The organism is Selenomonas sp. CM52 (genome assembly GCF_000292955.1).
Classification (GTDB): Bacteria; Bacillota; Negativicutes; order Selenomonadales; family Selenomonadaceae; genus Selenomonas.
Genome location: NZ_ALNM01000003.1, coordinates 83,152 through 101,244, shown reverse-complemented (window position 1 = coordinate 101,244; position 18,093 = coordinate 83,152). Strand labels below are relative to the sequence as shown.

The 18,093-nt window shown below is 56.0% G+C and carries 18 protein-coding genes; 17 read left to right on the top strand and 1 reads right to left on the bottom strand.

All coding sequences use genetic code 11. The annotated features are described in order from the left end of the window. Positions 1 to 7: 7 nt before the first annotated feature. From HMPREF1153_RS00665 to HMPREF1153_RS00655, 3 genes are read left to right on the top strand one after another with little or no spacing between them, the layout of a single operon-like run. The gene (locus tag HMPREF1153_RS00665) at positions 8 to 622 is read left to right on the top strand and encodes a recombinase family protein (protein ID WP_232208143.1); all 615 of its coding nucleotides are present in this window, start codon (positions 8 to 10) and stop codon (positions 620 to 622) included. After that, entirely contained in the window at positions 612 to 833 is a 222-nt protein-coding gene (locus HMPREF1153_RS00660; RefSeq protein WP_009644967.1) for a hypothetical protein, read from the top strand. The genes HMPREF1153_RS00665 and HMPREF1153_RS00660 overlap by 11 nt, the downstream gene beginning before the upstream one ends. After that, a complete protein-coding gene (locus HMPREF1153_RS00655; protein WP_009644893.1) occupies positions 826 to 1,797 on the top strand; it encodes a HipA domain-containing protein in 972 nt (323 codons plus the stop codon). The genes HMPREF1153_RS00660 and HMPREF1153_RS00655 overlap by 8 nt, the downstream gene beginning before the upstream one ends. Positions 1,798 to 1,999: 202 nt before the next feature. On the opposite strand, the gene HMPREF1153_RS00650 is transcribed toward HMPREF1153_RS00655, so the two are convergent. Further along, positions 2,000 to 2,500 (bottom strand): methylated-DNA--[protein]-cysteine S-methyltransferase, encoded by a 501-nt coding sequence (locus HMPREF1153_RS00650; RefSeq protein WP_009644976.1) that lies wholly within the window; start codon positions 2,498 to 2,500, stop codon positions 2,000 to 2,002. A gap of 256 nt (positions 2,501 to 2,756) precedes the next feature. On the opposite strand from HMPREF1153_RS00650, the gene HMPREF1153_RS00645 reads away from it, so the two are divergent. From HMPREF1153_RS00645 to folB, 14 genes are all read left to right on the top strand, one after another. Then, the gene (locus HMPREF1153_RS00645; protein ID WP_009644945.1) at positions 2,757 to 3,503 is read left to right on the top strand and encodes a suppressor of fused domain protein; all 747 of its coding nucleotides are present in this window, start codon (positions 2,757 to 2,759) and stop codon (positions 3,501 to 3,503) included. Positions 3,504 to 3,751: 248 nt separating this feature from the next. Next, positions 3,752 to 4,513, top strand: a complete 762-nt coding sequence (locus tag HMPREF1153_RS00640; RefSeq protein WP_009645008.1) for a hypothetical protein — start codon at positions 3,752 to 3,754, stop codon at positions 4,511 to 4,513. Positions 4,514 to 4,556: 43 nt separating this feature from the next. Then, on the top strand, positions 4,557 to 5,309 hold the full coding sequence (locus tag HMPREF1153_RS00635) for a hypothetical protein (protein WP_009644933.1): 753 nt from the start codon (positions 4,557 to 4,559) through the stop codon (positions 5,307 to 5,309). 515 nt (positions 5,310 to 5,824) lie between these two features. Next, positions 5,825 to 7,300 (top strand): DUF2828 family protein, encoded by a 1,476-nt coding sequence (locus HMPREF1153_RS00630; protein WP_037369305.1) that lies wholly within the window; start codon positions 5,825 to 5,827, stop codon positions 7,298 to 7,300. A gap of 632 nt (positions 7,301 to 7,932) precedes the next feature. Continuing rightward, complete coding sequence (locus HMPREF1153_RS00625) at positions 7,933 to 8,553, top strand: phosphoribosylanthranilate isomerase (protein WP_009644916.1); 621 nt, start codon at positions 7,933 to 7,935, stop codon at positions 8,551 to 8,553. Then, positions 8,550 to 9,350 (top strand): indole-3-glycerol phosphate synthase TrpC, encoded by an 801-nt coding sequence (gene trpC, locus HMPREF1153_RS00620; protein WP_009644943.1) that lies wholly within the window; start codon positions 8,550 to 8,552, stop codon positions 9,348 to 9,350. Before HMPREF1153_RS00625 ends, trpC begins: the two co-directional genes overlap by 4 nt. 62 nt (positions 9,351 to 9,412) lie before the next feature. Continuing rightward, positions 9,413 to 10,600 carry a tryptophan synthase subunit beta gene (gene trpB, locus HMPREF1153_RS00615; RefSeq protein ID WP_009645021.1) on the top strand — a complete coding sequence of 396 codons (1,188 nt, stop codon included), beginning with the start codon at positions 9,413 to 9,415 and terminating at the stop codon, positions 10,598 to 10,600. Further along, a complete protein-coding gene (gene trpA / locus HMPREF1153_RS00610; protein ID WP_009644965.1) occupies positions 10,597 to 11,394 on the top strand; it encodes a tryptophan synthase subunit alpha in 798 nt (265 codons plus the stop codon). The genes trpB and trpA overlap by 4 nt, the downstream gene beginning before the upstream one ends. Positions 11,395 to 11,411: 17 nt before the next feature. Beyond that, entirely contained in the window at positions 11,412 to 12,908 is a 1,497-nt protein-coding gene (gene trpE / locus HMPREF1153_RS00605) for an anthranilate synthase component I (RefSeq protein WP_037369332.1), read from the top strand. Beyond that, positions 12,892 to 13,461, top strand: coding sequence for an anthranilate synthase component II (locus HMPREF1153_RS00600; protein WP_009644923.1), 570 nt, complete (start codon positions 12,892 to 12,894; stop codon positions 13,459 to 13,461). Before trpE ends, HMPREF1153_RS00600 begins: the two co-directional genes overlap by 17 nt. Positions 13,462 to 13,668: 207 nt before the next feature. Continuing rightward, a complete protein-coding gene (locus tag HMPREF1153_RS00595) occupies positions 13,669 to 14,493 on the top strand; it encodes a hypothetical protein (RefSeq protein ID WP_037369301.1) in 825 nt (274 codons plus the stop codon). 26 nt (positions 14,494 to 14,519) lie between these two features. After that, the gene (locus HMPREF1153_RS00590; RefSeq protein WP_009645006.1) at positions 14,520 to 17,030 is read left to right on the top strand and encodes an excinuclease ABC subunit A; all 2,511 of its coding nucleotides are present in this window, start codon (positions 14,520 to 14,522) and stop codon (positions 17,028 to 17,030) included. A gap of 255 nt (positions 17,031 to 17,285) precedes the next feature. After that, the gene (locus HMPREF1153_RS00585) at positions 17,286 to 17,651 is read left to right on the top strand and encodes a hypothetical protein (RefSeq protein WP_009644987.1); all 366 of its coding nucleotides are present in this window, start codon (positions 17,286 to 17,288) and stop codon (positions 17,649 to 17,651) included. A 25-nt stretch (positions 17,652 to 17,676) separates the two neighbouring features. Beyond that, the gene (gene folB, locus HMPREF1153_RS00580) at positions 17,677 to 18,039 is read left to right on the top strand and encodes a dihydroneopterin aldolase (protein ID WP_009644917.1); all 363 of its coding nucleotides are present in this window, start codon (positions 17,677 to 17,679) and stop codon (positions 18,037 to 18,039) included. Positions 18,040 to 18,093 lie beyond the last annotated feature (54 nt).

The following is an 18,093-nucleotide window of genomic DNA, read 5'->3' as shown; positions in this document are numbered from 1 at the left end:
AAACTTCGTGGTGACACGGTATAATGAAATGACGGTTTGGGGCTACGCCCGTGTATCGACAAAGGGGCAGAAGGCTCATGGAAATTCCTTGGAGGAACAGGAGCAACGCCTGAGAGAAAATGGAGCCTCTTCGGTTACGGCGGAGCAGTTTTCCGGAGCATCCATGGAGTGTCCGAAGCTTCAAGGTCTGCTTGGCCGCATGGAAGCGGGCGACGTTTTGATTGTGACGAAACTGGATCGCCTTGCCCGCAATGCGGAGGAGGGGATTCATGTAATCCGTTCTCTTATTGAGCGCGGCGTGAAAGTCAATGTCTTGAACGTAGGGTTGCTCGATCAGATGCCTATGGGAAAGTTTTTTATTACGACGCTTCTTGCAGTGACCGAGCTTGAGCGGAGCATGATTCTGGAACGTATGCAGGAAGGCAAGGCGATTGCCAGGACGAAACAGGGGGTTCGTGAGGGCAGGCCTCCGATCGATAGGGCGAGGAAGGAACATGCGCTTGCCCTGCTGCGAGAGGGACGTTCCTATAAGGATGTGGCTGCTGTGACGAACCTGAGTGTATCGACGCTTTCGCGATATGTGCGGGAAAATGCGAGGAGGGCAGCGGAAAATGAAAATTGAGCGAAGATACAATCCGGATGACTATGAAGCGGGTTTGCGGTATGATATGAATCGCGCTTATGAGTTGGCCGAGCAGGACAATCAGCTTTCTTTATATGGAGCGGTGGTTGACGTTCATTGGAGCGTGAAGGAAGCTGTCAAATTCCGTGAGATTGATCCGATCAAGGGGCAGGAAATCCAACGCTTTTTTTGGGGGCTTGTCCATGATTGATTTGACGCATTGCCAGGAGATCATCAACACGTTTGGAGGATCAGAGAAAAAGAAGAGAATTCTTTATGATCATCGGATATACATGGTGAAATTTCCTGATCCAGTGAGAGAGCTTCATAATTCTTTGAGCTACATGAACAATCAATTCTCTGAGGATATCGGCTGCAAGATATTCAAGACATTGGGGTTTGAAACGCAAAATACTTTTCTGGCAACCTATAAAATGCCGAATGGAGAAGAGAAGATTGTTGTTGCCTGCGAGGATTTCACGCAAGACGGAAAGAAATTGATTGAGTTCCACAAGCTTGTTTTACAGGAGGTGGAAAGCGACAGTTTGCGAACGCAGGCTAACGTGGATAATGTGATGATGGTCATTGAGCAAACAAAGCAAATTGTTGACAAGGAAGAATTTAAAAGAAAATTTTGGGATATGTTCATTGTTGATGGGTATATCAATAACCGAGATCGAAATATGGATAATTGGGGTGGCGTGTTGAATGCTGAAAATGAGCTTTCGTTTGCACCCATCTATGATTGTGGTTCATCTTTGTCGGCGTTGCTGCCTGAAGAACTCATGCAGCAGCGATTGAATGGAGGGCAGGAATTCAAACGAGAGGAATTCAATGTCTATTCGTGTTATCGGGAGGATCGCAAGAGGATTCTTTTTTCCGAATATCTGAAAAATCCCCATAAAGATTTGCAGGAAGCGATTCTTCGTATTGTGCCTAAGATAGAAAAACAACAGGGAGATATTTCTAAAATTATAGAAACGACGCCGGTGATTTCTGAGGTTTATAAAACGTATCTCAAACGCAGTCTTGAGCTACGGTATCAAAAAATTTTACTACCGGCATTGAAACGGGTTTTGGAGAAAGAAACAGGCAAGACAACAGGAGTGCTTGTTCGGAAGAAAGGGCGTGTTATGGGCGTTAAGCATGAGAGTGAACAAGGTGCAGAACGATAAGAGCGGACGGAAGCGTGCCCCCCGTATGCCCCCCAAAAATCTCAAAAAGGCACATAATAAGGAGAATGAGAGGAATGGGGAGAACGGGAAGCCTTGAAATATAAGGCTTCACAAGAGCAGCTAAAATATAAGAATTGAGTTCGAGTGATGAAAACGAGTAGGATTCAACGAGCCTCCCGTCATCTTTTGATGGGAGGCTTTTTTACGGCATAAAGAACTGCGTCATATCTACGCCTTCGAGCGTCAAGAGTTGCACCTTCTTGTCGATGCCGTCGGCGTAGCCTGTGAGACTGCCGCTCGTGCCGACGACGCGGTGGCAGGGGACGATGACTGAGATGGGGTTGTGCGCGACGGCGCCGCCGACGGCGTGGGCTGCTTTTTCCATGCCGATGCGGCGGGCGATTTCGCCGTAGGTGATCGTTTCGCCGTAGGGGATTGAGAGCAGGACATCCCAGACTTTTTGACGAAACGGCGTGGCTTTCGGTGCGAGCGACGGCAGAAAGTCGGGTTTCTTTCCGCTGAAGTAGAGGTCGAGCCAGCGGCATGTCTCCTGGAATACGGGGAGGCTTTTTTGTTTGTGCTCCTCTTCGAGCGTAGCGGCGAAGTATTTCTGCCCGTCGAACCAAAGGCCGACGAGCGCCGTGCCGTCGCTGGCGAGGGTCATGGAGCCGAATGGCGAATTGTAATGTGCTGTGTATTGCATGGAGATGCTTCCTTTCGTATAGTGGAATTTTCAGATATTTTGACGCAATGTTCTCTAATTATTATAAAGCAAAGATGAGAGGAAGCCCAGTTGTATTTTTATGAGAATATCGTCTGAATATTATTGAAATTCTGTTGAACAATACTATATATCATGATATCATATGGAAAGAAGATTGAAGATGGGCGGTTGAATTTATCGGTATTGCCTTAACAGTAAGGAAAACAACAAAGATCAGGAAAATGATGATGGCATCGTGGATGAATCGAGTGAAGACGATAGGAAGGAGGAAAAGATTTTGCCCAATAAAAAGGAGTATGTCGAGAGGTATGACGGTGCGGATGATGCGGCGCCGGGCTGGGATGCGATTGATGCTGCTTTGAAAAAGATCTACCCGAATACAGAGGCAAGGCATTACGGTACGATCATCAAATTTATGTTGGGCGGCAAGGATCCGCTTGATGGAATCAGTATATATGACAACAGTGAGCAGGAATTTCATCGTCATGTTGTAAGCTACGGTATGTCGGATTTGTATTATGATCCCGATAGTGCGAACAAGGAATTCAGCGGTTGGGGATGCGAATTTACCATGCGCATCGTGCCTTTTGTAGATGATAAAGATGCGGAAAATAAGGATGGAAGCATGGCACATAATGAGCCGCGCTGGGTGATCAACTTGATGCAGAATATTGCCAGATATGTATACGATACAGGAAATTACTTCGAGGCGTATCATTTCATGCCTGCGAACTCACCAATACGATTGGAGTCGGATACGAAATTGGTGGGGATTATCATGGCTCCCGATCTGCAGTTGGGTGGGATGGATACCGTGCATGGCAGGGTGGAGTTCCTGCAAATGGTGGGCGTTACGCAAAAGGAGCTTGACTGGCTGTGTGAAGAACCGACGGTTGCAAGAGGAAAAATGCTTGTAGACCGCATGCGGCAAGATAATCCGCTTCTGCTTACGGATTTGAAGCGCGTAAAGGAATATGTTTAGTCTCAATTCTGTCGTGCAGACATGAGACGGATTCTTTGAGTACATCAAGGAATGCCTATATGTGTTTCATGATTGGATATAAATGTAAGGAAGATATGGGGCAGACTGCGGTGCATTCGGTTGATATGAGGATTTACGGAGAACTTTGGGGACATCCTTTGCATCGCAAGTGAATGTTCGAAAAAACGCATCCATTCATGAAGCGAAGCTTCTGAATGGATGCATTTTTGTTTTTATGGAGGTGCGAGATGAAACGATTTGCTTTGTTTATTTTATGCGCACTCGTGCTGCTCGTTTCGGGGCAGAGCGAGGCAGCGATGGGAATTTCGCCGGATTCAGTCCATCGAATTTTGGAGCGTCTGGCAGGCACATGGTACGATGAAGAGGGGCGTGCGGTGCTCACGATTGAGGGCAATACGATCAACGGCTGCGAGGTTGTCGGCGGCGATCGACTGGCAAACGGACCCGGCAGCGGCTCTCTGGACTTCAGCATTCGAGAGGCGGCCGGCACGCGCACGCTGCGTATTGGTTGGCTACTTTTCGGCGGGCCGGGGGACTACATCCGACTGAACGATGGGGAAGCGCTGCAGCGTACGCTGAATCCTGCTTGCTCCGAATCCGTCGAGGGCGTTCGCCTCGGTATGCGCACGCGCGCCGTGCGGGAAAGGCTCGGTGCGGGGCAGGAATTGAGCAGGGAAAATATTTGCCGTGCAGGCGATGATACTTTTGCTTACGGCTGGTATTATCCGGGCAAGGGGCTTATCGTTCTCCATAAAGACGGAATCGTGACAGGCCTTGTTCTGCTGCCAGGGAGCAAACTGTATTTTGACCGCTCCGGCCTCGGGGCAAACGACGGGCGGGCGGCATACGCGCGCGCCTATAAGATGTCCGAGATCCCCGAGGAAAGGACGTACAACAATCCGCTGGCGTTCTATGAGATCGCTCCCGGGGAGTTCTTCTCGTTCGGAAAGAATGGGAGCTATGTCAGGTTCAGCGCTGTGGCGCATTGATTTTTGGTGATAGTGGAATCTTTGCAGGATTGGGAGGTGCGAGATGAAAGGATTGGCGATGTTCGCCTTATGTGCGTTCGTGCTGCTCGCTTTGGGACAGAGTGCGGCGGCGGAGCCGCGCGACGATCTCGATGTGATTTTGGAGCGCATGGCGGGCACTTGGTACGATGGAGACGGAGGCGCGGCGCTCACGATTGGGGAGCGCACGATCAACGGCTGTGAAGTCGTCGGCTGGGGACAATGGGTAGGCGGTGTTGAATCCGGCGGCGCGGAGTTCCGCGTCAAAGAAGCGGGCGGAGAGCGCACGCTTCATATCGGCTGGAAGCTTTTCGGCGGTGCGGGGGATTATATCACGTTGGCGGGCGGCGATGCATTGCAGCGCACGCTGACTCCGGACTACTTTGAGTCTGTCGGCGGCATTCATTTCGGTATGCGCATGAGCGCCGTGCAGGAGATTCTCGGAGTGGGGAAGGAATTGCGTCGGGAGGAGCCCTGTCATGCAGGAGACATGAGCTTTTCCCAGAGCTTGTATTATCCGGATAAGAGGCTCATCATTTTTCGCGAAAACGGAATCGTGACAGGACTCGTGCTTCTCCGGGGGAGCAAGCTGCACTTTGACCGCTCAGGCCTCGGGGTAAACGATTCGCGGAAGGCGTACGCCAGCGCCTACCGTCTGCCGCAAATTCCTGAGGAGTCGTCGAGAAGCAGCATTGCAGTTTATCGCATCACTCCCGGCGAGAATCTTTCCTTCGGACTGGATGGAAGCTATGTCATGCTCAGTATTTACGAGAATTAAGGTACAAAGAACCGCGCCATATTCACGCCTTCGAGCGTCAAGCTGGCGATTGTGATGGGACTGAGCTGTGTACTGCATGGGGATGTTTCCTTTCACATGGTGAATTTTCAGGTATTGACTGTTTCGTAGTACATTTCCTCCGTTATGGAGCAGAGAAAGGAAGAATGCCCGCTGCAGTTCGATGAAGTTATCGTCTGAATATTGGAAAAGCTATTGTGTAATGCTGCATATCATGGTATCATATACAGGAGACGCGTACAGCTATTCTTGGAGGCCGTGGGTACCCCGTTGCGGGCACCCCCGGAAAGGCGTCTCGCATAAGATGCCAACAGCAATCCTGATCCGTATAGTCACAATAGTGAGGCACGACCTCACCGGGCGGAGCGGCTTGCTGTTTCCGTCCGCGGCATCTTGTTTTTGTATATGTTCCCGGCGTATGCTGCGGAGAATGAATCTGTCCGGCACATTTGCATCTGCACTTTGCGCCGGGCTTTTTGCGCGAAGGAGGAAGCACGATGCTCGACTTGCTCAAAGAGGAAAGCAATAAGACGTACACGCGGACGGAGAACGATGCCGCGACCTACGCTGGCTCAGGTTCGGACGTGCTCGACTTCTTTGCGGCGGTCGGCGCCTTGCGCTCTGCGAAGGAGGCGGAGATCGTCGCGCGCTTCACGCGCGCTTTTGCCGAGGATCCTGTGCGTGCGCTGCGCACGCTCTTCTATGCGCGTGATGTTCGCGGCGGGCTGGGCGAGCGTCGCGTCTTTCGCGTGCTTCTGCGCCATCTTGCCGCGTATGCGCCTGCGTGCGTGGAGAAGAATCTGCCGCTCATCCCCGAGTACGGGCGCTGGGACGATGTGCTCGCGCTCTTTGGCACGCCGTTGGAGTCTGCCGCCATTCGCTTGATTCGTAAGCAGCTAGAAAGCGATCTCGGCGCGTCGCAAAAAGGGGAGGATGTCTCCCTCCTAGCGAAGTGGCTGCCGTCCGTCAACACCTCGTCGCGTGAGGCGCGTGCTAAGGCGCGTCATCTGGCGGCGTCGTTCGGGATGCAGGAGGCGGAATATCGAAAGATGCTCGTCCGTCTGCGTCGCTGCATCCGGATCATCGAAGATCATTTGCGCACGAAGGACTACAGCTTTGATTATGCGAAGCAGCCGTCCAAGGCGATGTTCAAGTACCGCGAGGCTTTTCGGCGCAACGATGCGAAGCGCTACGAGGCCTTCTTGGAGCGCGTGGCGCGCGGGAATGAGACTCTTCATACGGGGACGCTCTATCCTTACGAAGTCATTCGCCCGCTTTGCCATTGGGATAGTGGAAGAGGCCTTTCGGCGGAGGAATCGCGTACCCTCGACATCACATGGAAGGCGCTTCCCGACTATACGCGTGGGGAGAACGCGCTCGTCGTGCTCGACGGTTCCGCTTCCATGTATGGGGGCGGAGAGCCTTTGCCGGCCTGCGTCGCGCTCTCGCTCGCCGTCTATTTTGCAGAGCGCAATGAGGGCGCGTTCCGCGATCATTTCATCACGTTTTCTCGTAAACCGCGCATCCTTCAGATCAAGGGCACGACGATTGCGGACAAGGTCAGCTATTGCAGGACGTTTAACGAGGTGGCAAATACGAATCTCGAAGGCGTCTTCCGCCTTCTGCTACATGCGGCGGTTTCGGGCGGCGTGTCGCAGCAGGAGATGCCCGAGGTGCTTTACATCATCACGGACATGGAGTTTGACGCCTGTACGGAAAATGCCTCTGTGACAAATTTTGAGCAGGCGAAGAAGATGTTTGCCGAAGCGGGCTATCGCTTGCCGCGCATCGTTTTCTGGAACGTGCAGAGCCGCCGCCAGCAGCAGCCCGTCAAGATGAACGAGCAAGGCGTCATGCTCGTTTCCGGCTGCAGTCCCAGCGTATTCTCCATGGTGGTGGAGGATCGCATCACGCCGTATGAATATATGGAAAAGGTGCTGGCAAGCGAGCGATATGCGGCGATTCAGGCGTAAGGGCAGAGGAGCTGGAAAAGAAAAAGCATGGCGTGCGCGTCATGCTTTTCTTTGTCTCGGAAAATACGAGAAGCATAGAAAACTACACGCACAAACGCCCATTTCGTGGACATTGTGCGCCGCCCTTAATGAAATCTCGCCAATCGCTCTGCGCCTTCAGTTTGATTTCTTGGGTTTCATAGAAAAATAATGGGATAAAGTGCTTGACAGAGTGTGCAGCTCTGTTTTATAATGGCAACATCGATTTTCAAATCGTCAAGTGTATATATGTAAATCGTAGAGCAGGAAATAGTAGCCTTGTAAACTTTCCTACAGCGAGCCGATGACCCTTCGGGGAGGTGTGATGATCGGCGGGAAGCGCATGGTGAATGGTCCTGTGAGAGTCCACCGAAAGGCTGTGCCGAGTAGGCTGGAACGGCTGCCACCGTTAGAGGGCTAGGGTATCGGTTTTTCCTGTACCTGAAACGAGAGGTCAATTTCAGGGTGGCTGCGAATCCATTTCGTCCCGAGGCGGCGAAGTGGCTTTTTTGTTTTCTGAACTTGACTTGAAAAGGGTGGCACCGCGAAATATTTCGCCCCTTGCAGGTTTGTGATTCCTGCAAGGGGCGATTTTTTTTGAAGGAGTGAGTGGTATGAAGGTCAAGATTTGCGGCTTGCGCACAGAAGAGGCGGTGTTGGCGGCGGAGGACGCGGGGGCGGACTTTTTGGGTTTTATCTTTTACGAGAAGAACCATCGCCATGTTTTGCCGGAAGAGGTGCGCGGTCTGACGAAGCATGTGCAGCGCGCCAAGACGGTTGGGGTGTTTGTCGATGCACCGCTCGACGCGGTCAATGCCGCCGCAGATTTCTGCAGTCTTGACTTCGTGCAGCTCCACGGGCATGAGAGCGCCGCCTATGCGCGTGCGGTCTGCCGTCCCGTCATCAAGGCGTTTCGCTGGGGCGACGACTTCTCGGTGGAGAAGGCGAACGAGTATCCGGCGGAGATCATTCTGCTCGACAGCTTTTCCAAAGACGCTGTCGGCGGTACGGGGCAGCGCTTCCGCTGGCGTGAGGCTGCGGAGGAAACGGCGCGTCTCGAAAAGCCCCTGTTGGTCGCGGGCGGCATTGCGAGCGGCAATGTGCGCGAGGCGGAAGAGGTCTTCTGCCCCTACGGCGTCGATGTTTCGGGCAGTCTTGAGATCGAGAAGCGGAAATCCGTCGAGAGGATACGAGCATTTATGGCAGTTGTGCAGAAACGGAGGATTCCGGAATGAAAGATATTTTAGCGGAAATCGTGGAGAAGAAGCGTGACTTGGTGGCGGAGGCGAAGCGGCGGCTGCCGTTTGCCGAGCTCAAGGCGAGGGCGAGGGAGCGCTGCGGCGGCTTTTATATGACGAAGCGCTTTCAGGCGCGCGACTGGAATCTTATTGCCGAGTGCAAGCTGCAGTCGCCTGCCAAAGGAAGGCTGTGCCGCACGCATACGGTGGATGAACTCGCACGCATCTATGCGGAGAACGGCGCTTCGATGCTGTCGGTTCATACTGATCCGCATTTCCTCGGCTCGAACGAGGACTTGGCGCGCGTGCGTTCTCTCGTCGATCTGCCGCTCTTGCGCAAGGATTTCATCATCGACGAGTATCAGATCTTCGAGGCGCGCATGCTCGGCGCGGACGCCGTGCTGCTGATCGCGCGCATCCTCTCGCCTGCCCAGCTTTTAGAGTATGTGTTCCGAGCATGGGAGATCGGCCTAGATGTGCTCGTCGAGGTGCACGATGAGGCGGACATGAAGGCCGCCCTGGCGACGCCGGCCGAGTTTATCGGCATCAACAACCGCAATTTGCAGACGTTCACGACCTCGATCGAGAACACATTGGAGCTTCTGCCCAAGGCGGAGGAAAGCCGCACATGGATCAGTGAGAGCGGCATTTTCAGCGCTGCGGATGCGCGCCGCCTGCAGGAGGCGGGCTGCGGCGGCATTCTCGTGGGCGAGGGGCTCGTGCGTGCCGATGATGTTGCGGAGATGACGCGGCGCCTGGCGGAGCCGCGTGCACTGGCGCAGGAGAGCGCCTGAGCGGGGAAGAAGCGCAAAGGAAATTATTGCTATTGATTATAGAAGAAAGTTGAGGGATTTACATGAAAAAGAAGGGGAGATTCGGGGCATACGGCGGACAGTATGTGCCGGAAATCGTCATGCCGGCGCTGCAGGAATTGGAAGCCGCCTATGCGAGATGCAGGGAGGACGAGGAGTTTCAAGCGGAGTTTCGGCGCTATCTGCAAGAGTACGCAGGCCGTCCGACGCGATTGTACTTTGCCGAGAAGCTTACCGAGCATTACGGCAAGGCGCGCATCTTCCTCAAGCGCGAGGATCTTCTGCATACGGGCGCACACAAGATCAACAATGCGCTCGGGCAGGCATTGCTCGCAAAACGCATGGGCAAGAAGCGCATCGTCGCCGAGACGGGCGCAGGGCAGCACGGCGTCGCCTCGGCGACGGTCGCGGCGCTCTTCGGCATGGAGTGCCATGTCTTCATGGGGGAGGAAGACGTCAAGCGCCAGAGCCTCAACGTCTTCCGCATGGAGCTTTTGGGCGCGAAGGTCATTCCCGTCGCGAGCGGCACGGGCACGCTCAAGGATGCGACGAGCGAGGCGATCCGCTACTGGGCGACGAATATCACGGACACCTACTACATCATCGGCTCGGCGGTCGGGCCGCACCCGTACCCGAGCATGGTGCGTGACTTCCAGAAGATGATTGGCGAGGAGATCCGCGCACAGGTCAAGGCGGCGTGCGGGCAGCTGCCCGATGCGCTCGTCGCCTGCGTCGGCGGCGGCAGCAACGCCATCGGCACGTTCTATGATTTCAAGGACGAGGCTTCCGTCAAGAAGTACGGCGTCGAGGCCGGCGGGCGCGGCGAGGCTCCCGTCGACAACGCGCGTACCTTGAGCGGCGCCGGTGAGCCGGGCGTCCTGCACGGCGCTTACAGCTACCTGCTGCAGGACGCGGACGGACAGGTCGTCGAGGCGTATTCCGTTTCCGCAGGGCTCGATTATCCGGGCGTCGGCCCCGAGCATTCTTACTTCAAGGATCAAGGCATCGTGGAGTACGTTTCGGTCACGGACGAGGAAGCGCTCGCGGCGTTTCAGCGGCTTTGCCGCCTGGAAGGCATCGTGCCCGCCATGGAAAGCTCCCATGCGCTCGCGTATCTTGAGAAACTGATGCCCGGGACGAAGGAGAATGAGGTCGTCGTTGTTTGCCTCTCAGGGCGCGGCGACAAAGATGTGCAGATGGTGGCAAAAGCATTGGGGAGGGAAAGCGAATGAGCACGCGTTTGGAACATGTATTGAACGGTCTGAAAGAAAAGGGCAGGAAAGGGCTCATCATCTATCTGACGGCGGGCATGCCCGATGCGGAAGGCATGATCGATGCGGTGCGCCGCACAGAGGCGGCGGGAGCCGACGTCATAGAGCTCGGGCTGCCGTTTTCCGACCCGATGGCGGACGGTCCCGTCATCCAGACGGCTTCCGTCGCCGCCTTGAAGGGCGGCATGACGCTCGCGAAAGTGCGCGAAATCGTGCAGGCGATTCGCCGTTTCTCCGAGATGCCGCTCGTGGGCATGGGCTATGTCAACAATATGTTGCACTACGGCTTCCCCCGTTTCGTCGAGGACTTCAAGGCGGCGGGCATGGACGGCGTCATCATCCCCGATGTGCCGCACGAGGAGTCGGGTGAAATGCGCGAAATTTGCGCGGCACACGATTTTCCCTTGATGGAGTTCATCACACCGGGCACGACATCCGAGCGTATGAAGGAGACGTGCGCGAGCGCTGCAGGCTTCATCTACTGCGTGTCCAACAATGGCGTCACGGGAGTCAAGAAGGTCGACTACAGTCGGATCGGCAAGATCGTCAAGGGTGCGCGCGCCTATACGAAGACGCCATTAGCGGTCGGCTTCGGCATCGGCTCGCCCGAGGCGGCTGTCGAAGCGGCGGCACAAGCCGACGCCGTCATCGTGGGCAGCGCCGTCGTCAAGCTCCTGCTCGCGGACAGGCGGGATGAGGCTGCGGACTTGATCGCGGCGATGCGCAAAGCTCTCGATGCGGCATATCATGGCTGAGGGAGGTGCAGAAAATGATGACTTTGCAGCCATCGTTGGCGCGTTTTAAGGAGTTGGCAAAGACGGCGAATCTCATCGCCGTCACGGCGGAGATCTCCATGGATCTCGATACGCCCGTTTCCGTCTATTGCAAGCTCGTCGGCGAGGCGGAGGGTTTCATCCTCGAATCCGTCGATACGACGCATCAGCAGTTCGGGCGTTATTCGTTCATCGGCGCTGAGCCGTTCATTCGCCTGCAGGTTTTCAAGGAGCGCCTGATGATCCGCGAAAACGATTTGATGAAATGCCTTGACGGCACGCCGCAGGAAACGCTCAAAAAATATATGGAAGGCTTCCGCCCTGCGGTGGAGGACGAGGAGCTGCCGCTGGCGAACGGCGGTATGGTCGGCTATCTGAACTATGAAATCGCCGCGACCTTCGACCGTGTGCGCACAATGACGCTCGACGAAGATGAACTTCTCGGCCAGTTCATGGTCTGCCGTCACCTAGTGGTCTTCGACGCCTTGAAAAATACGGCGCGGCTCATCCATCTCGCGCGCGTCACGGAGGAAACGGCAGATACTGTGTACGAAGAGGCGGCGTGGAAGATGGAAACGATCGCAGAACGGCTGCGCGCGCCCGTCGCGCCTGCCGCCAAAACGGCTGCGAAGCGAAGGAAGCCGCTCGACTTCCTCGCGAAGTATGAAAGCGATTCCGGTGACTTTATTGCCGCCGTCGAAAAGGCGAAGGAGCATATCTTCGCCGGCGACATCTTCCAAGTCGTGCCGTCGCGCCAGTTCCGCGAGAAGATCACGAAGCCGAGCTTCCACTTCTATCGCCGCCTGCGACAGGTCAATCCGTCGCCCTACATGTTCTATCTGAACTTCGGCAGCGTCAAACTCGTCGGCGCTTCGCCCGAGATGCTCGTGAAGGTGGCGGGAGACAAGATCTTCACCTATCCGATTGCGGGCACGCGCCGGCGTGGCAGGAACGACGAGGAGGACGCGGCGCTCGCCGCCGAGCTCAAGGCGGACGCGAAGGAGTGTGCTGAGCACGCAATGCTCGTCGACCTCGCGCGCAACGACATCGGGCGCATCAGCGAGGCGGGCAGCGTGCGCGTGACGAAGTTCAAGGAGATCGAGAAGTTCAGCCATGTGCTCCACATGGTCTCCGAGGTCGTCGGGCGGCTCAAGAAGGAATGCCGCCCTCTGGACGTCTTGGCGGCGGCATTTCCCGCAGGCACGGTCAGCGGTGCGCCAAAGCTGCGCGCCATGGAGATCATCCGCGAGCTTGAACCTGTAAAGCGCGACACGTATGCGGGCACGGTCGGCTATATGGACTTCTACGGCAATATGGACATGTGTATCACCTTGCGCACGATGCGCATCGAAAACGACGAAACCGCCGTGATCCAAGCGGGGGCGGGCATCGTCGCGGATTCCGTGCCCGAAAACGAATATCGGGAGATTCTGCAGAAGGCGCGGGCGCTGTTTGAAGTTGTCGAGGAGGTGGAAAACGATGTTGTTGCTTTTTGACAACTACGATTCATTTACATACAATATCTATCAACTTCTCGCTTCCCTCGGCGCAGAGGTTGAGGTCGTGCGAAACGATGCCGTGACGCCCGAGGACGTGTTGGCGGCGCACTACGAGGCCGTGATCCTCTCGCCGGGGCCGGGGTTGCCGAAGGATGCGGGCAATCTTGAGATGCTGATCGAAGCGGCGAAGGGCAAGGTGCCGCTCCTCGGCATCTGCCTCGGGCATCAGGCAATCGGCGAAGTCTTCGGCGGCCGCATCGTGCGCGCCAAGGAGATCGTGCATGGCAAGCCTTCGCCGATTCGCCACGACAGTCAGGGCCTTTACGCAGGACTGCCCGAGAAAGCGGCAGTAGGCCGCTACCACTCGCTCGTCATCGAGCGCGAATCCCTGCCCGACTGCCTCACCGTCACCGCCGAGCTGGAAGACGGCACAATCATGGGCGTGCGCCACAAGGAGTACGCCATCGAGGGAATCCAGTTCCATCCCGAGTCCATCCTGACGCCCGACGGCGAGAAGATCATGCGGAACTTCCTGCAAGGATTGGCCTGAGGCGGAGGGGGGAGAAGAAACAGCGATTTGCCGTATCCATGCAAATCGCTGTTTTGCTTTATGTTGACATTGTTTGTGAATATCTTATAATAAACTTAAGATTTCAATCTTTGCATATTCCAAGGACAACAGAGCCGGCGTGGAAACGGCAATGAATCAACGTAGAGACGGGTAAGCGGATCTAAGATTATATAGGGAGAGGGTATCGTGAATAGAGCGGACTTTTTTGCAAGAATACGGCAAAGCTGTAAAAGTGAACAGGATTATTTGATCGCATTGATCAAAGCCCGCGGTTTTTTAGTGGAAATCATAGATGGCAAACCATGCCTCAGTGATAATTCCTGCTTACATGATGAAAGGTATATGGATGATGCCCGGTATTTGAATAGGCTGTTGGCTGAATCCGAATGCGGCAGTCTTTGCGGAAGCGAGATCGTCCCTTCGTCTGACTTGAACGTCGCCGCCTTTGAAGCTCTGTTCGACGCTCGTCCTCCGTATGGAGGGGAGTCGTGGTGCAATGGCTATAACTGGCAGTACTTCCAACGCCGGGAGCATGCATGGAAAGTCGGCGTATCATGCCTCGATAGCTTCATCGCCCGTTACATCAAAGCCATATCTGCCTGTTGCATTTTCACCGGAGGGTCATGTGACGGGAATCATCCCGGAAAAAGCACGATGGTCATTAATATGTCTGTTGTCGGCAGTGAAATCTGGCATGAACTGATTTGCAAGAAATATCTGATAAACCGATACAACATAAAATGGGATTCTTGTTACAGCGGCATGCAATTCACCGAGAGAACAAAATACGAAACCTATTATGAGGTCAACTGTGCGGCGGATTTTTTGTACAGGAATCGCCAAAAATTCCGTGAAATCAAGAGAAAAGCGTTGAGAGATCTGTCCCCCAGTTACTTCCGACATCATTCGTTCGAGGAAATCAAAGATCTATTCAGCGAGCGGGTGAATCGGCTTTTTGCCGCGAATCCCATCTGCGAGGAACGGGAAGATGTTGCAGGAAGGAGAAAGTAGCCGAGGCCGGCAAGATGGGAGACGAAATGACAAAAGAACGAAGTGAAAGCCGGGCGGTTCCATTGGCTATCGAAGTCCGAGGGGCGCGCGTGCACAATTTGAAGAATATATCCGTCGACATTCCGCTGCATAAAATCGTCGGCATTGCGGGCGTTTCGGGATCGGGCAAGTCCTCTCTCGCGCTCGGCGTGCTCTACGCCGAAGGGTCGCGGCGGTATCTGGAAGCGTTGTCGACGTACACGAGGCGGCGCATGACACAGGCGGAGAAGGCGCGTGTCGACGAGGTGCGCTATATTCCGGCGGCGCTCGCGCTGCATCAGCGCCCGGGCGTGCCCGGGATGCGCAGCACGTTCGGCACCGCGACGGAGCTGCTGAACGTCGTGCGGCTGATGTTCTCGCGTCTGGCGAGCCATCGCTGCCCGAACGGTCACTATGTGCCGCCGACGCGCAGGGTCGCAGCGGAGCAGGAGATCACTTGCCCGACGTGCGGCGTGCATTTCTACGCGCCAGGTGCGGAGGAGCTGGCATTCAACAGCGGCGGCGCCTGCGAGGCGTGCGGCGGCACGGGAATCGTGCGCGTCGTCGATGAGTCGACGCTCGTGCCCGACGAATCTCTCTCGATCGACGAGGGCGCGGTGCTGCCGTGGCAGACGCTCATGTGGTCGCTGATGAAGGAGATTGCGCAGAAGTTGGGCGTGCGGACGGACGTGCCGTTCCGCGAGCTTACCGCGAAAGAGAGGGACATCGTCTTTCACGGGCCGCCCGACAAAGTGCATATGGTCTATCAGCTCAAAAAGACTGGTGCGGCGGGAGAGATGGAATTCACCTATTTCAACGCGATTTATACCGTAGAAAATGCGCTTGCGAAGGTCAAGGATGAAAAGGGCATGAAGCGCGTGGAAAAATTCCTGCGCCAGGAGATCTGCCCGTCGTGTCACGGCACGCGCCTCTCGGATGCAGCGCGTGCGCCGCGCCTCGCGGGACTTTCCCTGCCGGATGTCTGCCGCATGACGCTGACGGAGCTTGCGGCGTGGGTCGCGGATGTTCCCCGGGCGATGCCGCAGGATATGGTTCCGATGGCGCAAAGCATCTGCGAGACGTTCCGGCATACGGCGGCGCGCCTCATGGAACTCGGTCTCGGCTACCTCGCGCTCGATCGCGCGGCATCGACGCTCTCGACGGGAGAGCGGCAGCGCATGCAGCTTGCGCGCGCCGTGCGCAAGCGGACGACGGGCGTGCTCTACGTTCTCGATGAGCCGTCCATCGGACTTCATCCGTCGAACATCGAAGGACTGCTGCACGTCATGCAGGAGCTTATGGCTGACGGGAACTCCATCATCCTCGTCGATCACGACGTGCAGATTTTGAAGAGCGCCGATCACTTCATTGAGATGGGGCCGGAGGCGGGAGCGGGCGGCGGCACGATCATCGCGCAGGGGACGCTCACGGCACTGGAAAAGAACGAGGACTCGCGCATTGGCACCTTTCTGTCCGGCAGAAAAAAGGTGCGCGTCCATACGCCTGCGCCGGCTGAGGATATGTTCCGTCACGGCAGGATCGCGCTCAAGACGGAGCAGATCTATACGGTGAAGCCTCTTCACGCCGTGTTTCCGCTGGGACGACTGAGCGTCGTGACCGGCGTTTCCGGCTCGGGCAAGACGACGCTGATCCTTGAAAGCCTCATTCCGGCGCTCGAAGCGAAGATCAACGGCACGGCGCTTCCCGCGCACGTTCGAGAAATCGCCGCTGACGGCGTGCGGCAGGTGCGGCTGATCGACGCTGTGCCGATCGGCGCCAACGTGCGTTCTACCGTCGCCACCTACGCGAACGTACACGACGAGTTGCGAAAGATTTATGCGCGCACGGAGGCGGCGAAGGCGCATGGCTATAAGGCGGGGGATTTTTCCTACAACACGGGGAAACTTCGCTGTCCGACGTGCGACGGAACAGGCTCGATCAGCCTCGATGTCCAATTCCTGCCCGATGTCACGATTGACTGCCCCGACTGCGGCGGCTCGCGCTATTGCAGGGAAGCCGCCGATCTTCTTCGCGTGCAGCGCAAGGGGAAGCAGGCCTGTTCTCTGCCCGAGCTGATGTCGCTGAGCGTCGATGAGGTGCTGGAACTTTGCGGCGATTTGAAGGCGGTGCAGCGGCGGCTTCAGATCCTGCACGATCTCGGTCTAGGCTATTTGACGCTCGGCGAAGCGACGCCGGGGCTGTCGGGTGGCGAGGCACAGCGATTGAAGCTCGCGAGCGATATGGGAAGAGGGCAGGAGGGCTCCGTATTCGTCTTCGATGAGCCGACGATCGGTCTGCATCCGCTCGATGTAGAGACACTGCTCGGCGTATTTCAGACACTCTTGGCGAGCGGCGCGACCGTCATCGTCATCGAGCATGACCTCGATGTCATCCGGAACGCCGACTACATCCTCGACATGGGGCCGGGCGGCGGGGATGCAGGGGGCGAGATTGTCGCCTGCGGCACGCACGAGGACATCCACAGGGAGCCGCAGAGTATCACGGGGCGGTATCTTTGAATGTATCGGGTGATTCTCACGGAAACGGCAGGACGGGGCTGCGCTCACTTCATTGTGTGCACAGCCCCGTCCTGTACGATTACCGTGTGAAAAGCTCGTCCCAGAATGTATAGGCGAGCATGAGGAAGATGAGAAAGAGCAGGAAGACGTCGCTCATGGAGTTCACCCCGTTTGTCGCTGCTTTGCAAATTTTTCGTACCTTTTCCGTTCTCTTTATGATACAATGAGAGGAAATGAAGCGCAAGGGGGGATTTCGTGGAGCGGAAAGGTTTTGCGCTTGAGCGCATGGAGCCTTGGGGCAGGGAGACGGCGGCGGCGGCCATGCGCGAGATCGGCTGCACGGAAGCGGGCGTCGCGATCATGCGTGACAAGGCTGTCTTCTGCGTGATCCGCGTGCATGATCTGCCGACGAAGGCGGCGAATGTCGTCAAGCAGACGTTCCTGTCGAAGGGGGCGGACGCCGCCGTATCGCGCCATGCCGTCGACCTCAGCGAGGAGCGCACGGATGTACTGCTCTTCGCGACGCTCGCGCAGTACCGTGCGGCCGCCGCCGTGCTTCTGCGTCAGCCGTGGGGGCTTGAGGTCTTGGCGCGCGATATCCTGGCGCTTTTGGAGATGTAAAACGTGGGAGAAGGAGAGGATTTTCATGGCAAAGATCAGAATGATGAACATGATGTTTTATGGCTTTCAGGGCGTTTATGAATATGAGAAGGAGCAGGGCGCGAAGCTTAACGTCGATGTCGAGATGGTGACGCGCGACGACAAGGCCTGCGATACGGATCGGATCGAAGACGGTGCGATTGATGCAGCGGCGGTCTATCCTCTGATCGAGGACACTGTGGAGGAGACGAAGGTCAACCTCTTGATGACTCTTGCGGCGAAGACGGGTGACTGCATCTTGAAGAAGTTCCCGCAGGTCGTTGAGGTTACGACACGCGTGCGCAAGCATGCCGTGCTCATCCATGGCCCGTTGGATTACGTCGAGGTCGAGGTCACGCGCAGGGCGTAAGCATCATTCGCGGGATTCACGTGACACATGAAGGCGTAAAGAGGTGGAGAGGAG